The sequence below is a fragment of the Clostridium sp. L2-50 genome (genome assembly GCF_000154245.1).
In the GTDB taxonomy this organism is placed as follows: Bacteria; Bacillota; Clostridia; order Lachnospirales; family Lachnospiraceae; genus Coprococcus.
In genome coordinates this window covers 241,823-257,500 of record NZ_DS480318.1, presented here as the reverse complement: position 1 = coordinate 257,500, position 15,678 = coordinate 241,823, and the positions used below count along the sequence as shown (strand labels likewise).

The following is a 15,678-nucleotide window of genomic DNA, read 5'->3' as shown; positions in this document are numbered from 1 at the left end:
TCTACCCCATCAGACGAACAACCATATCGATCACATGGAACAGAATCGGCAAACTCATCACCACCATTGTCACCCGTCCGGCAAGCTCAATATGCGAAGCGATCGCTCCATAGCCTGCGTCCTTACAGATATTTGTCGCAAATTCACAGATATAGGAAATGCCAAGCATCTTAAGCAGGATTGATATATACTCCATATTGATATTGATGTACCCGGTGATGCGGTCGATGGAATCCAGTACATTTCCAAGTCTTCCTATGATAAAGCTGACAATAAATAAACACGCTCCAATACTTAAGAGCGTGCTGTATTCTGCATTCATTTTCTTTAGTTTTATCGCTACTAAAACGACCAGAACCGATGCCATACATACCGTAACAAGACTCATGCCTTTTCTCCCCTATCCACCGATATTTACAAGCTTCATAATGTCATTAAAGAATTCTACGATATATGGAATGATCCACGAAAGTACAAGGATAAGTCCCGCCAGATTCAGCAGGAATGCCAGCTCGTCCTTCCCCGAATGCTTTAATATCTGATTCAACAGTGCTACAAGGATTCCTACCGCACCTATCTTCAATAATAACTGTATCGTCATAAGCTCCTGCCACCCTTACCCTATCAGTATTATCAAAAAGATCCCTCCGAGTAATCCAAGTGACCTGGATACTTTATTTATCCTGTGTGCTCTGTCCTTTTGTTCTTCATACTCTGTCTGCATGTTCTGCTCCCACAGCTTCAGATTCCTGATCTGCATATCGATATCCATATAACACAGCCATTTTCCAAGCTCTTTTACCGCACCGATCTGTGCATCCGTCAGATAGCTGTATTCCATCAGACTTCCGATACTGCCTGTCCAGATCTGCTCAAAAGAAGAAGCATATTCTTCCGTCCGAAACTGCAGAGCCAGCCCGGCAAGCCAGTCTCCGATCCTTCCCCCTGCTTTATCCGATCCTTCCCGAATGATCTCGGTGATCTCCGATGCACTGTATGCCAGATGCCCATTTGCCATCCGGACAAATATCAGAAGCTCGTAGATATCTTCCACGCGCCGGTTCTGATAAACTCCTATCGTCTTTCCTATCCCATAGGAAGCTGTGACCACCAGAAGCATTCCAAGAATCTTTATATATAACATATGTACGCCTCCCTGCACTTATGACAGTTCTGCTACAGCCGCTTCATTTTCATATGCCGATGTCAGGCGTTCATCCTCTGCCATAAAGAGAACACTTCCCCGATCGTCAAATATCGTCCGGATCTCTCCTGTCCGTTTGCGATTGCTCAGCACGATATATCGTTCAAATACCCTCTCATCGACCAGCTTCCGTAGTCCCGGACGATTCCTGATATCATCAATGGAATTGCCATGTACGGTTGCGATCAGCTTACAGCCGCAGTTGATCACGCTGTAGATCGCATCGATATCATCCCGGCTGCCAATCTCATCCACCGCTATGATCTGCGGTGACATCGAACGGATCAGCATCAGCATTCCATATGATTTTGGACAACAGTCAAGAATATCCGTCCGTATGCCGATATCATTTTGTGGTACGCCTTTATAACAGGCTCCGATCTCAGATCGTTCATCTACGACACCGATAGTATTTCCTTTGAATCCTGGAAATCCATCCGACAACATCCGGATCATATCTCTAAGAAGTGTGGTTTTGCCACATCGCGGTGGGGAAATGATCAGTGTATGAAATGTCTCATTTCCATTTATTATGTACGGAAGAACCTTCTTACAGCATCCCTTAACCTGATGTGACAAACGGATATTGATAAATGATATATGTCTGACACTCTTGATCATTCCAGATTCCAGAATGACTTTTCCTGCAAGCCCTACACGATGTCCCCCTTGAATCGTTATAAATCCCTGCCGGATCTCATCCTCATATGCATAGAGTGAATAGTTACTGATATATTCCAGCGTTTCCCTTATATCGGCAGGTGCTACCATATATGCTTTCTTACATTCTGTGGTTCGCTTTCCCTTCTCCGTCACAAAATATTCCCGATTATCATAGATCACGATCAAGGGTTCATTCATCCTAAGCCTTATCTCCTGAAGCTTGTTATAATCATATATCTCACTCGAAAATATTCTCCTTAACGCTACGGATAATATCTTCAATATTTCATTCTCTCTGCTTTTTTCCAAACCGATTCACCTCATGCATATGTCATCTGTAACCATTTTCACCTGTCAGTTCCATCATCTGCCAATACTCGAAAAGCATCTGCTTTTCTGATATGATCTGATACCTAAAGTAGGATGTTACACACTTCTGATAGTTATAATGTATGCATGACAAATGAAATTTAGAACAAAAAAATACCACATTCCTTTCTGAATTTTTCAGAGTGAAATGTGGTATCAAAACCCGATGCGCAGATCTTTGACATGAAGCCCTCACAATGGATCGGCACCATGATCGTACATCCCTCGCAGCCCTGTGCAAAGCTTCGATCTGCTCGCTTCAGGCACCCTTTTTGTAATTTTCTTCTACTTCTTTTCCTGTCGTGCCAAGGTCGTTGACCCTGCCGGGTCTGCTCTCACGCACACCGGAATATTGAACGTTTGCCATGTTTGCTACCTCTCTTTAATTATTGGACATTTGTAACTATATCTATATCACAATGATTAATCACCTTTGACATTACCAACCAGGGGACGCTTCCGCTCGTTGAGTCCTGCAGCGGTACTAAGATGCTGCTTGCGCACCACCTAAGAACCGGCGGACTCAAATGCCCCTGTTTTGGTAAGTCAAGATGCTTAATCATTATCTGCTCCATGGATTTCGCAAATGTCTATCATATATTAAATAACGTATTGATCTACCATCAGGTTGTTTTGCCAATCGACGAGATCGGCTAATGTGATGCCCTCTAATACATCCTGTATTGCCTGATCGAGTTTCTCCCAGATCAGTACGCTGACACACATACTTCTGTTTTCGCAGTAGGCTGCGTTAGCGCCTACACAGTCAGCAGGTGCCAGACTTCCTTCTACCGTTTCTAATATCTGCCTCACCGTATAATTCTCCGGTGAAGCATATAACATGTATCCTCCACGCGCTCCACGGACACTTTTTACCAGTGATGCCTTATTTAATATTGCAACGATCTGCTCCAGATATTTGTCTGAAATATGCTGTCTTCTTGCAATATCCTTTATCTTAACCGGCTCACCATTATAATAGGTGGCCAGATCCAGCATCAGTTTTATCGCATATCTTCCTTTTGTTGATATCTTCATCTTGACCTCCCTGTCGTTGTTATCTGATTAAAATGATTCCATGCTTCTATACATCATCTGAATCTCATCTATTTTTTCTGCAAACATGATAAATTGTCGTTTGTATTGTAGTATACTATTTCTATAGGATTTATCAAGTACAAAATTATTTTTTATGGCGATCTATCCGGTTGTAATAAAATATTATCTTCTTTAATGCATCTTCCACTGAACAATCCACGTCAAATGCTGCATTTTCTCATTGTTATAAAGAAAAGGCAGCTGTCTTATGCAGGTAGACAACTGCCTTGCTCACTTATCGTAATCTCAATCTATCGTCTATCATGCATATGAAAAATAAACCGTATTCATCCATACAGTCTGACAACAGCAACAACACATTCCCATATCATATTTTCTGTTTATCCTACTGTTTTCATATGTCATGATCGAACCTCCTGTGTTTTAATCTCTACTTATCTCATAGGTTTAATATGTTTTAACTTTATGGGCTGATTATATATTACCAATATCTTCCTATCAATATATTTTCTCAATAATTTTTAAACTCAGCCAATTATTTTAAATAAAAAAGACTTTGTCGAAACAACTCATATCCTGAAAACTATTCTTCAGAAATTATCTTGTTCCCGGCAAAGCCTTTTCCTTTTTACTATTTAATTCATGCGTTCTTTGTTATTGATCGCTTCTTTCGAATTTTCTGCCGGTTTACTGGAAGAATCCGGCATCAGCGGACTTATTATAGATTCCATAACATCCAAGCGTAGTTGCATCAGTAGAACGAGTCTGCCACCAGGACAAGAATCCGTCAGGCAATTCTGAGACAGGTGCATCCGGAGTATAGAAATAAATCTCTGTTCCGCTGTCCATGCCGGATGGCTCTCCTTCTTTATAACGGATACCATCTTCTATTCGTTCTGCTTCTTTATCAATAACAACGCTGTCAAGCGTCATGGAATATGTATAATCATTTACTTTTTTTGATATTTGCAAACTGTCCGCTGAAATTACAGAAATACACCGTTCCATTTGGATAATCATTCTCATCTCTTTCTCCCATTTCCGAATCGGAAAATGCTCCCGTAAATGATCCATCCTCAGATAACGTGAGCGTTGTACTCCACCCACCGGCTCCACTGCTAAATACCATATCCATCGGATAAGTACCCGGCAGAGATGACACATCTTCCGACTGTGCTTCCGTTGTAGAAGCTTCAGCCTCTGTTGTACCGGTATCTTCTTCAGAAGAAGCCGCCTCTGTTGTCTGTGTCTCAGTCTCGGCTTCTGTCTTCTCTGTCGTTACTTCGGTTGATACCTCCGTTGTTCCTTTCGTCTTTTCTGTCGACTTTGATCTTTCACCATTACATCCAGCCAGCAAACCGGCTGCAAGCGTTGCTGCAAGTACTGCTGTCACGATTTTTCCTGATTGCGTTATATTCTTTCTCATGTTTAAAATCCTCCTGCATTCATTTATAAATACATTTCCGGAATTCTTATTGCGACTCTCATCACAATGCCTTTCCTCGGCTGTTTTCGAATACAAAAAGTATATGCTTGTCATCCCGTTTTGTCAGCTTAATTATTCGTTATAGATGTTGCATTTCGTTTACGATTATTACGGTTCTTTAACCAATCTTTGAACTCCGGCAGGGTCTTTCTTCCGGCTTCCGTAACCGGCTTCACCCATTTGCCTGATCTGGTATAAACAAGCTCGATTGCCAGACGCACCAGCTCATCCGTATATACAAATGAGAATACCGCAAGGAAAGGCAGATGTAAGACCATGCCTGCGATCCATGTCGCCGGAACGCTGACCAGGAATAAACCGCCAATCTCCACATAGGTTCCGACTCTCGTCTCACCTGCTGCCCGATATCCCTCATTCATAATATAGTTACAGGTTCGAACGGCACCGAAAAACAGGTAAATATATAACATATACATGCCATACCGAAGTGCCTGATCACCCAGTCCAAATAAGCCAAACAGCGGTTCATGCAATAACGCACAGATCAGCACAATCCCGAAAGTAACTGCCGGACAGAATAATGCCGACCGCTTCATAAACCGGTATGCTCCCTTATGGTCACCGGCGCCGACAGACTGTCCGATCACAACACTGGTGGCATTTGACAAACCACCGAAGAATGCATAGACAAAGCCCTCGCAGACACGGAACGCCGCCATAGCCGCAATCGCGGATTCATTCTGATGTCCGATCACAATATTGATCAGCATTTGTCCTACTCCATAAAACAGTTCATTGCAAAGGATCGGAAATGCATTTGACAGATATACTTTGATAAATCCGCCATGGAATAAGAACATCTGACTCAGACGAATCCGCACCTTGCATTCTGAACGCATCAGATAGATAAACAGCAGTAATAAATTGATGATTGCAGATGCAAGTGTTCCGACTGCTGCACCGGCTGCACCCATTTTCGGTGCGCCGAATTTACCGTATATCAATACAAAGTTCAAACAGAAATTCACTACCAATCCTACGATGGAACAGATAAGCGGCGCTTTCACCCGCTCTGTTGACCGTAGCAGGAAGCTGATAAGTACAGCAAATACCTGAAGCGGATATGCCCATCCGACGATCCGCATATACGGCTTTCCGATCTGGATAAATACTTCTTTATCTGTATATACCCCCAATAAGAATTCCGGTCTGATAATACACAGAGATGCAAATGCAAATCCCACGATTGCCATACAGATGAAAGTGATACCGAATGTACGGTTAATTCCCTTTTCATCATCCGCTCCCCAGTACTGGGAAAAGAACAGGATCGACGCACTGGCGAAGCCCCAGTAGCAGCTAAAGAACAGTGAGCTGATCTGCGAACAGATACCAACTGCTGCCACACACGACTCTCCCAGTCTTCCGATCATGATCGTATCTACCATACTGGCTGTTGTAGTTAATAAATTCTGTAATGCGATAGGAAATGCAATCGTTAGCATCACATACAGAAAGGATTTTTTGTTTTTCATATTTCATTTATCACGTTTATGAAACCTTGATCGTTACCTTTTTCGTTTTGCTCCTATATACAGAGGTGCCCTTTGCTTTAACCGTAACGGTATAGGTTCCTCGTGGTGTTCCCTTCTTTACTGTTACGCGTCCCTTTTTTGTAACAGTAATATATTTTTTTGCTTTTTTAGCAACGGAATACGTTACCTTTCCCTTAGCTTTCTTAACACCAACTGTAAAGGTATGCTTACTTCCCAGTTTTCCGGTTGCTTTTTTCACCTTATATTTTTTAGAGGTGACATTTAATTTCATTGTGTTTGATTTCTTGATCACAAGTTTTGCGACATTGGATCTGGCCGTGTTGCTGTTTTTCGTTGCCTTTGCAACTGCCACTACATAATAAGTTCCAACTTTATATGGATATGATGCCAGTTTCTTTTTACACTTAGCATCTGAATAATACCGATATGCGATTGCTCCTGCTTTTCCTTTTACAACAGCAGCATCTATCTTCTTTTTCTTTCCCGTATAGGTGACAGTTTTATTTTTCAGTTTCAGGACAGGTGTGGTTTTCGCAGACTGATCCGATTTTTTATTTTCTTTTACAGTTAAAGTAATCGACGCCTGATAATATCCTGTCTTACCTGTAATCTTTACCTTACCACTTCCTACAAATGAAATTTTTCCATTTGAGTCTATGGTGGCAACACTCTTTTTGTCCGATGTCCATGTTATATTGCTGCTTGTAAATGGACAATAGATCTCAAATCCCGGGTTTATCAGCATCATTTTCGCATTCATGTGCTTCCCAACTACATAGGAATCTGCGTCTGTCTGTATTTTAAATTTATATAAATAAGTCTCAGCATCTCCCCACATTATGCCTGCAGTGGTAACCGCCTCTGTAAATTCGCCTTTGGGGATATTGACACTCTGTATTACCATCCGGTCTTCCTGTTTAACTGCTTCCTGTGTCACCTTTGATCCAAAGCATTGTACCCATGTATAAGTTCCATTAATATAAAAACATCCAACACCTATGGAAGTATAATCTTCATCTAAAATATTTTCTCTATGACCTGTTGAATTCATCCAACTATCCATTACAGATTCAGACGTTGTCTGATTGATTGCTATATTTTCTGCTATCATATTCTTATCTGCCGAAAAACAGGATGCTCCATCCGGTCTGGTATGAGAGAATAATACAGCCTGATCGCCCGCTCTAACCATAGCAGTTTCCAAAAGACCCGTATCCATAGTCAATGCAGGTAATCCATTTTTTGCTCTTTCTTCATTCACCTTCGTCAATACTTCAAATGCTTTTGTATAGTCACGTTTTCCGGTAATCCGTATGGTCTCCACATATCGAAGTCCATTTGCGCCGAATTTGACCAGATCCTTATTCTCGCAATTTATGATAACAGTTGAAGAAAATGCATTCTCATCAACAAATTGCGTTGAAGCCGGAAGTGTTATCGACTGAAGAGACGGGCAATTTGCAAATGCTTGACGATATATAATCTTTACGTTTGGAAGGTATACATCCGTCAGTGAATAGCACTGTGCAAAATCAGCATAAGCTATTGATTCCAGTCCTAATCCACGGAATGTCTTAAGGTTACTGCAGCTGTTAAATACCGACCCTCCCCATTCCTTCATCGTCGCAGGAAGCGTTATTTCAGTCAATCCCGAACATCCTAAAAATGTCCGCATTCCAAGTGTTGTTAATCCGCCAAAATCAATAGAGCTTATATTTTCACACTCTTCAAACATAGAATAAGAACTCTCTTTTAATCCACTGCCAAATTTTACGGCTGTGAGCATATTACATTGCTCAAATGCAAAATAACCGACTTCGCTGATCTTATCTGAAATCGTCAATATTCCCGATAACTGAGAACGATAGAATGCTCCTTCCCCCAGCGTAGTTACATTTGCAAAGTCTACTGAATTTAAACCTCTTACATTATAAAATGCATATGCTCCAATCTCCTTTACATTTGCCGGTATCGCAAAGGTTCCGACTCTGCTTTGGAACGGATACATAACAAGCACTGTTCCATCCTTTGAATATACAATACCATTCTGTGCAATATAGGATGGATTTCCCACTGCAACTGTATAACTCTCTATCGTGGTATTTCCGAAAAACACTAATGGTGAAATAGATGTGATACCTGCAGGTATTTCATATGTTACAGCACTTGTTCCCTGGAACGCATAAGATTCCAGGCTTGTGGCACCCGGCGTTACAATCTTTGTTACAGCCGAACAATCACAATATGCACCACTGCCAACTGTATTCACACCAGATGGCAATACAATCTCTGTCAGTCCATAGCACTCATAAAAGGCGGCATCTCCGATCTTTGTCAATGTATCCGGATAACTTACCGATGTAATCGATGACATCTGTAAAAAATTCCGGTTTCCTATACCTGTAATACCTCTCTGGATTATAACTTTCTCAACATTGAATGTAATCCATGGTGCTTTATTTGATGAATCAGCATCCGGCATATCGCCACTTCCTGATATCGTAAGCGTGGTACCGGAAAGGCTCCATGATATATTCCCCCATGTTCCGCTCTGTGTTGTACTGTCAGTGCTATACATAGCTATATCATAATCAGAATACAACTCCGGTCCCGAACTATTTTCTTCTATTTTTACATATCCTGCTGCCGGCTCCTGATCCGCCTCTGTCTCAGCTATAATATTCGATGTCTGTTGCTCTGCATGAACAAGCTTAACCGGAGTCCAAAGCATTCCGCATATGGCTCCGATTCCTAATGCTATTGTAAATTTAAATCTGTAATTTCTCATTTTTCTCCTCCCATATTCATATATTATTCATAACTATACTGTATCTTTAAAATGTCGTTTTGTCTATAGAAATAATCCCATTTTTCTCCATTTATCCATATGCTCTGTTTTTTCATATGATCACTGGCGTAAAAATTCTCGTTCTACCCGTGTTATTTTTAAAAACAATTTATATAGCATTCTGTTCGTGTTTTTTGTTTTTACTATTGTCTTATTTAAAATAGAATGATAATGTAATATACAGAAAGCACGGTATATCTTTCATTAATCCGATTATATCGGGTCATTTTCTTTTGTTACTATAAATAACATTTTGTCAAGGAGTACATTATGAAGAAATTATCTACTGCGCAGCTTGCAGATACTATTATAAGACTACGCAAACAACAGCATATGACTCAGGCACAGCTTGCTGCCGAAACCGGAATCAACCGTTCCTTAGTTTCACGTATGGAGAAGCAGGATTTTATGCCATCGATCGGACAATTAGAAGCTCTGGGCGATGTGTTGCACTTCGATATCACAGAATTATTCATCAGCGACCTACCTGTGAAATATCCTTCTCCATCACCATTAAAGATCGCAATCGCCGGAACCGGCTATGTCGGATTGTCCATTGCCACGCTGCTTGCACAGCACAATCATGTGACCGCTGTTGACATTATCCCTGAAAAAGTAGACATGATAAACAGACACCAATCCCCGATCCAGGACGAATATATCGAAAAATATCTGGCTGAAAAAGACTTGGATCTGACTGCCACAACCGATGGAGCTATGGCGTATAAAGATGCAGACTTCGTTGTAATCGCAGCTCCGACCAACTATGACAGCACAAGAAATTATTTTGATACATCTGCTGTAGAATCAGTGATCGAGCTCGTTCTGGACGTCAATCCCGATGCCATCATGGTTATCAAATCCACGATCCCGGTAGGCTACACAGAATCTGTCCGAAAAAAATACCACACCAGAAATATCCTGTTCAGCCCGGAATTTCTCAGGGAATCAAAGGCTTTATATGACAATCTGTACCCAAGCCGTATCATTGTATCTACGGATAAGAATGACATCCGTCTGATCGAGGCTGCCCATACATTTGCCGCCCTCTTACAGGAAGGCGCCATAAAAGAAAATATCGAAACGCTATTCATGGGATTTACCGAAGCAGAAGCCGTAAAATTATTTGCAAACACCTATCTGGCTCTCCGCGTATCCTACTTCAACGAACTTGATACCTATGCAGAGACCAAAGGACTGAACACCAGAGACATCATAAATGGTGTCTGTCTCGATCCCCGAATCGGCAGTCATTACAACAATCCATCCTTTGGCTACGGTGGTTACTGTCTGCCAAAAGATACAAAACAGCTTCTTGCAAATTACAATGATGTTCCACAGAATATGATGAGTGCGATCGTAGAAAGCAACCGCACCAGAAAAGATTTTATTGCAGACCGCGTTCTGAATCTTGCCGGATATTATGACTATAACTATAATGGAAATTATTCCGCAAACCGCGAAAAAGAATGTATTATCGGCGTATACCGACTGACAATGAAAAGCAACTCTGATAATTTCCGTCAGAGCAGCATACAGGGTGTCATGAAACGAATCAAAGCCAAAGGAGCAACCGTCATCGTCTACGAACCGACACTGGAGAACGGAACAACCTTTTTCGGAAGCAAGGTAGTAAATGACTTAAATGCTTTTAAATCCATGTCGCAGGCGATCATCGCCAATCGGTATAATTCTGATCTTGACGATGTCCGGGCAAAGGTCTACACCAGAGATTTATTCGAACGGGATTGATGGAGGTGAAGTGCACTTAATATGTCCACATAGACATCTCCTGCTCCGGTGATCACCACCAGCTGTGTATCGCACATATCTAAAAACATATCCAGCGAATCACACATGCGAAGCATCGTCCACACCTGTTGCAGACTGCGAAACATTGAATCGAAAAATACATCTCTGGTTGTATATTTCTCTCCGGCAAACAGTCTGGCAGTCACCATCTGGATATTGGCTACCCGCTTGTTCAACTTATTCAGTACTTTTTCACGAGACGGATCAATTGCATGATATGTAACACGTAATGTACTTTCTAAAAATGTCTCAGTCATCATGCGATCCGTCAGGAAATCGTACTCCGGCATACAGATGCTCATCGCAATTATCTTTTTCTTTCCCGGTGTATAATCCTGTAAATAGTTTCTCTCTTTATCATATAAAACAAGAGCACCTTTCTCTTTTAAACGAAGTTTATGCCATAAGATCTGTTCCTGTGCATACAACATACCTTCCCCAAGCGTCTTAAGAACATCGACATCGTCAGCCTGTTCATAGCTGCCGGGAAGCGGACATTTCTTTATCTCGACAAACATCACCCGCTCGCTTCCCTCTAAGATCATATCGCAATTACGTTCCGGCAGATCTCCATCCGGCAAATATTGTCCTGTGATATATGGGAAATGCTTCTCCCGGAACATCTGATACACCATTTCCTCCAGCCGTTCGCCCTGATATTTGCTGAATACTGTTCCATATCTTGCAAATATGATCTGAAACATCGCCTCATAAAATGCATATCCCTCCATCCTACCATCCAGACAGAAATATGTGTCCGCATCCAGTCTGACAAGCGGCTTGCGCCAGCTATTTGTCGCATCGAGATAATAAGAAAAATCAACATTTATGGAATCTGCATCATACGCAATATCCTGTAAGATCTGATCTAATTTGTATGAACTGATACCTAACCGATCGGCAAATTCCTCTCTTTTAAATATCCTCGGTCCCCTTGCCTCCTGCATCACATACACGGCAAGTTCCTGATAATTATGAAACGAATATGCTCTCATCTTTTCTTTTCCGGTGCCATAATACGGTTCCAGCATATTCTGTAAAAGGAGCTTTACATACTCCGGATGATATTGCCTTGGAATACACATTTTCTCAAAACAAAGATTCTTTGCCAGCTTATATGGGAAATCCTCTATCTCTGTAAAGACATCCTCCCAAGTGCGATATCCCTGTATCTGTAGCACTTCCAGATAATCCTGTGCAAGCCGGATCAATTCCTGATATCTGCGTTCTTTATATGAATCCGTAAAAATCGATTCTGTTTTAAGGTATTTCAAAGATAACTGCAACAGATACTGATATGGAATTCTTACTTTTATATTTCTTCTTTCCCCAAGTGAGATCTTATTCCGATAGATCAGATACCTGCCCAGTTTCTCGTTATACTTTCCGGATATCTCCCATGCAAACATCTGTCTGATCACATACATTCCACCAAGTTCTTTTACCCGGCTCTCTAAATCATCAATCAAACGCTGTTCAGAATCTGCATCAAATTCAGGTTCACCAATCACAATCTGAAAGGAATATCCTGCCTTTATCAGATTCTTCGTTGATTCAATCAATACTTTTGTATCCTCAGACAGCACCGGCGCATATAGTTTATTTGCTTTCTTTGATGCCCGATAAAGTTGTCCGGCTGCTTCCATAATCTGTGGCAGATTGCTTACTTCGTAATAAGTACCATTTGAAAGATATGCCATCGTATGTCCAAGTATTTCTTCCTCAAGTTGAAAACTCCTGCCATTAATTGCTTCTTCAAGCTGCAAATGTACAATGAGTCGACGGAAATAAGTGCTTTGAAACCATGTTCCTTCGTACGTTTTTTCTCTGGCTTCATCCCGCTTATCTTCTTCATTTCCTTTCCCATTGTCAATGAAAACTGCCAGGCTTTTCAGCTCCGCCTCACATTCCTTTACTGACCGGTCGTTGTCCAGCCATGTATGTGTGCGGAATTTGTCTGCTAATTCTAATGTGGCATGATATATGTTGTTGAATGTTTTAGGGTTTGGTTGCATGGGTATCCTTTGTTTTTCTATTTTTTATAAATCTTCTGCCTTATATAAGATATAACCTTCATAATAATAACAATGGTCTATAATTCTATTATTCAACTATTTTTACACAATCGAGGTTGAGGATAATTAATCATTCTACCATTTCCTGCACGATCTAAAATATCAATATTAAATGTTTGCACATATTTTCTACCAGACGCATCTTCGAACTTAATTGAAATTGACATTCTAAAAAAATTTTTTTCACTTTTATCATAGGCCATCAGTATAACAAATTTTTCTCCTACCATAGCAATCGGATCGCGAACAGCATCATAACGATGTATTGCAAATTCCGTCATATTTAATCTTTTCGCAGTACAATTCAAATCAGGAATTATATTATATGCTGATCCTCTTCCTTTATTTATAAATGTCATCTGTAAAACAGTCTGTTCTATATTAGACTCAGTACTAATTTTTGAATTACGAAATACGAAATATGGTTCTTCGTTAATACGAATTTTTTCTTCTGTATCATATTTATCTTCATTTCTCTGCTCTTGTAATCTAGATATTTCTTTTTCATACTGTTTCTGCTGTTCATAATATCTATAATCAGATACTTTTCTATCCTTTTTAGCCCTAATTACCGAGACCAGAAATGTAAAAATACTAAACACAAAAGCTCCCGTCGCTACCATTGCACTATATAATGATGCATAGTCCTTATTTTCTTTTATCCATTCTAGCATTAATGAATTGTCCTTTCTAACTTAATATATTAACTTTTTTATTAATCCTACATTTTATCTATTATTAAACAAACGCTTCATCCATGAACTCTTTGTTATCTTACTTTTATACATAGCATTTTCTTCTTCATTTGCCTTTGAATTTCCGTATTGATTATCAAATATACACATTGCTTTTTTAGGAACGCCTTAATATATTAAATCAAGAATACTATATATACTTATATAAATTAGTTATACTAATATAATAAAGAATTTAGGGTATTTATAAATTTATTCAAATCTTCATAATCAAATATATCGTCACATAGATACAAAATAAAGTGATCTTCATCAATTCCCACTTTGTAAAGATTGGCCGTCAATACTTTATATAAATTTTTCCCATCATTGTCACCTTTAATTTTCGTTCTTGGATCATTTTTATAATCAAGTAGAATACTCTGTAGTGATCTCTGGGTAAAATATTTGTCACCAATTAATTTTATGAAAATCGGGTCAGGTATATCAACAAGTTTTGTTTTTAAATATTTCTCTATACTTGGAATTGGTAAAAAGCACTTATGAAGATTTTTATACTCCTTTTTCTTGGATATTTCTTTTTTAACATCCCCATCATAAATGCTAATAATCCTTTTTCCAACACCAAGCGTGTTGTAAGTAATCATGTCATGATGAAGTTGTAGCATTTGATTACATCCACCTGCAGGTAATACACAAATAAGCTTACTATTTCCAAATCTATTATTTCTTATAACTTTTTCCACTAATGCTTTAGCCAACATATCTTCTACTAATAGCAAAAAATCAAAACCATTAGGGACATACAAATTTCTTATGGCATAATTAGGGTAACATGGGTTTGTACAAACAACATTTCCTCCATTATTTTCAAGTAAAAATATATTTTTGCTTGGAATACGATGTAATAATTCAGCTGAATGTGTTGAAAAATAAACAATTAATTCAGTGGATGATTTTTTTACAAGTCCATCAAGAATTTCAACAAGACGATCTATTGCACTCGGATGCAATGCAAGCTCAACTTCATCAATTAAAAAAAGCAGTTTGTCAGTTCCTGTATTCCTTACAACAAGATTATTTATAAAATCAATTAATGAAATCAACATACTTTCACCACTGCTCATTCTATACTGACTAATGTATTTATCTCCAATTTTCCTAAAATATGGCATTCCCCTAAAATTGTACTTTCTCGCCAATGAACGATTTTTCACCTTTAACAACGAATTGTAATACGATTTATCGTTATGTAAAATATATCCTAATGTCTCCTTTACAAAATCATCTGCTTCTATTAATTCATCTTCAAAATTATCAACTTTCATAAAATCATCAACTAATCCATAATCATAAAATCTAGTACCAAAAAATATGCTTCCCTCGTAAAAGCCCTGTATTTTGATATTTGTTCCTAATACTGGATGTCCCCTATATAATTCAGTTACATCTGTAACTAAACGATTATCTTTAAATCTCCAATTATCAGCAAGTTCATCCATCTCTAAACAAATTAAACTTTCTTGTGATAAATCATTCTCTGACAATAATTTATTTGATGATTTTTTTATCATCAACGACAAAGCTAGCATAATAGTGCTTTTCCCGCATCCATTTTCGCCTACTAATGCATACATTCCTTTTTGAGATGGAAGAAATAAATCTGCATACTGAATGTTTTTAATATTTTTTATTTCTAAATGAATACTCATATAAAACTCTCTATTCTTTTTAGTGCAAGTTTAACAAAAAGCCTTGATTTTACGGCATTTGCTAAATCGTTAATAGGTTACATATATTTACAAAACAGAGTTTTCTGGATATGAAGCGACTTCTAAGAGTCCATTTCTGATGATTTTAGGTACAATAAATAAAACGTCGTTTGTTTTTCCCTATGAAGGCTTTCTTGTTCTCCCAAATTCCTCCACAGTAACTAACCTCTCATATCTA

Annotated in this window: 13 protein-coding genes; 1 reads left to right on the top strand and 12 read right to left on the bottom strand. The window is 39.2% G+C overall.

The window, feature by feature from the left end; all coding sequences use genetic code 11:
- Position 1 precedes the first annotated feature (1 nt).
- The 9 genes from CLOL250_RS06540 to CLOL250_RS06505 all read right to left on the bottom strand — a co-directional run bounded on the left by CLOL250_RS06540 (position 2) and on the right by CLOL250_RS06505 (position 9,086).
- The gene (locus CLOL250_RS06540; RefSeq protein WP_021944766.1) at positions 2-388 is read right to left on the bottom strand and encodes a SpoIIIAC/SpoIIIAD family protein; all 387 of its coding nucleotides are present in this window, start codon (positions 386-388) and stop codon (positions 2-4) included.
- Between the two features lie 12 nt (positions 389-400).
- The gene (spoIIIAC, locus tag CLOL250_RS06535; protein WP_008401466.1) at positions 401-601 is read right to left on the bottom strand and encodes a stage III sporulation protein AC; all 201 of its coding nucleotides are present in this window, start codon (positions 599-601) and stop codon (positions 401-403) included.
- A 15-nt stretch (positions 602-616) separates the two neighbouring features.
- On the bottom strand, positions 617-1,144 hold the full coding sequence (locus tag CLOL250_RS06530; RefSeq protein ID WP_044945296.1) for a stage III sporulation protein AB: 528 nt from the start codon (positions 1,142-1,144) through the stop codon (positions 617-619).
- A gap of 18 nt (positions 1,145-1,162) precedes the next feature.
- Complete coding sequence (gene spoIIIAA, locus CLOL250_RS06525; RefSeq protein WP_008401464.1) at positions 1,163-2,176, bottom strand: stage III sporulation protein AA; 1,014 nt, start codon at positions 2,174-2,176, stop codon at positions 1,163-1,165.
- Positions 2,177-2,836: 660 nt separating this feature from the next.
- Positions 2,837-3,274, bottom strand: a complete 438-nt coding sequence (locus CLOL250_RS06520) for an RrF2 family transcriptional regulator (RefSeq protein WP_008401460.1) — start codon at positions 3,272-3,274, stop codon at positions 2,837-2,839.
- A 708-nt stretch (positions 3,275-3,982) separates the two neighbouring features.
- Positions 3,983-4,228, bottom strand: a complete 246-nt coding sequence (locus CLOL250_RS13330) for a hypothetical protein (RefSeq protein ID WP_008401458.1) — start codon at positions 4,226-4,228, stop codon at positions 3,983-3,985.
- 13 nt (positions 4,229-4,241) lie between these two features.
- The gene (locus CLOL250_RS13325; RefSeq protein ID WP_049941091.1) at positions 4,242-4,721 is read right to left on the bottom strand and encodes a hypothetical protein; all 480 of its coding nucleotides are present in this window, start codon (positions 4,719-4,721) and stop codon (positions 4,242-4,244) included.
- Between the two features lie 128 nt (positions 4,722-4,849).
- Positions 4,850-6,277: an MATE family efflux transporter gene (locus CLOL250_RS06510; RefSeq protein ID WP_008401456.1), complete on the bottom strand. Its 1,428-nt coding sequence runs from the start codon at positions 6,275-6,277 to the stop codon at positions 4,850-4,852.
- Positions 6,278-6,293: 16 nt separating this feature from the next.
- Positions 6,294-9,086, bottom strand: a complete 2,793-nt coding sequence (locus tag CLOL250_RS06505) for a leucine-rich repeat protein (protein WP_008401455.1) — start codon at positions 9,084-9,086, stop codon at positions 6,294-6,296.
- 330 nt (positions 9,087-9,416) lie between these two features.
- Between CLOL250_RS06505 and CLOL250_RS06500 the strand changes: the two genes are divergently transcribed.
- A complete protein-coding gene (locus CLOL250_RS06500) occupies positions 9,417-10,898 on the top strand; it encodes a nucleotide sugar dehydrogenase (protein WP_008401454.1) in 1,482 nt (493 codons plus the stop codon).
- On the opposite strand, the gene CLOL250_RS06495 is transcribed toward CLOL250_RS06500, so the two are convergent.
- The 3 genes from CLOL250_RS06495 to CLOL250_RS06485 form a co-directional block, all read right to left on the bottom strand.
- Positions 10,868-12,973 (bottom strand): hypothetical protein, encoded by a 2,106-nt coding sequence (locus tag CLOL250_RS06495; RefSeq protein WP_008401453.1) that lies wholly within the window; start codon positions 12,971-12,973, stop codon positions 10,868-10,870. The two genes, CLOL250_RS06500 and CLOL250_RS06495, sit on opposite strands and share 31 nt — an antisense overlap.
- Positions 12,974-13,065: 92 nt before the next feature.
- On the bottom strand, positions 13,066-13,707 hold the full coding sequence (locus tag CLOL250_RS06490) for a hypothetical protein (RefSeq protein WP_008401452.1): 642 nt from the start codon (positions 13,705-13,707) through the stop codon (positions 13,066-13,068).
- Positions 13,708-13,946: 239 nt separating this feature from the next.
- On the bottom strand, positions 13,947-15,440 hold the full coding sequence (locus tag CLOL250_RS06485; RefSeq protein WP_008401450.1) for an ATP-dependent nuclease: 1,494 nt from the start codon (positions 15,438-15,440) through the stop codon (positions 13,947-13,949).
- Between the last annotated feature and the right edge of the window lie 238 nt (positions 15,441-15,678).

Bases quoted from the DNA above. Each gene is read 5' to 3' on its own strand.
- CLOL250_RS13325 (WP_049941091.1), bottom strand. From the start codon at position 4,721: ATGAGAAAGAATATAACGCAATCAGGAAAAATCGTGACAGCAGTACTT.
- CLOL250_RS06505 (WP_008401455.1), bottom strand. From the start codon at position 9,086: ATGAGAAATTACAGATTTAAATTTACAATAGCATTAGGAATCGGAGCC.
- CLOL250_RS06540 (WP_021944766.1), bottom strand. From the start codon at position 388: ATGAGTCTTGTTACGGTATGTATGGCATCGGTTCTGGTCGTTTTAGTA.
- CLOL250_RS06485 (WP_008401450.1), bottom strand. From the start codon at position 15,440: ATGAGTATTCATTTAGAAATAAAAAATATTAAAAACATTCAGTATGCA.
- CLOL250_RS06510 (WP_008401456.1), bottom strand. From the start codon at position 6,277: ATGAAAAACAAAAAATCCTTTCTGTATGTGATGCTAACGATTGCATTT.
- CLOL250_RS06520 (WP_008401460.1), bottom strand. From the start codon at position 3,274: ATGAAGATATCAACAAAAGGAAGATATGCGATAAAACTGATGCTGGAT.
- CLOL250_RS06530 (WP_044945296.1), bottom strand. From the start codon at position 1,144: ATGTTATATATAAAGATTCTTGGAATGCTTCTGGTGGTCACAGCTTCC.
- CLOL250_RS13330 (WP_008401458.1), bottom strand. From the start codon at position 4,228: ATGACGCTTGACAGCGTTGTTATTGATAAAGAAGCAGAACGAATAGAA.
- CLOL250_RS06490 (WP_008401452.1), bottom strand. From the start codon at position 13,707: ATGCTAGAATGGATAAAAGAAAATAAGGACTATGCATCATTATATAGT.
- spoIIIAC (WP_008401466.1), bottom strand. From the start codon at position 601: ATGACGATACAGTTATTATTGAAGATAGGTGCGGTAGGAATCCTTGTA.
- CLOL250_RS06495 (WP_008401453.1), bottom strand. From the start codon at position 12,973: ATGCAACCAAACCCTAAAACATTCAACAACATATATCATGCCACATTA.
- CLOL250_RS06500 (WP_008401454.1), top strand. From the start codon at position 9,417: ATGAAGAAATTATCTACTGCGCAGCTTGCAGATACTATTATAAGACTA.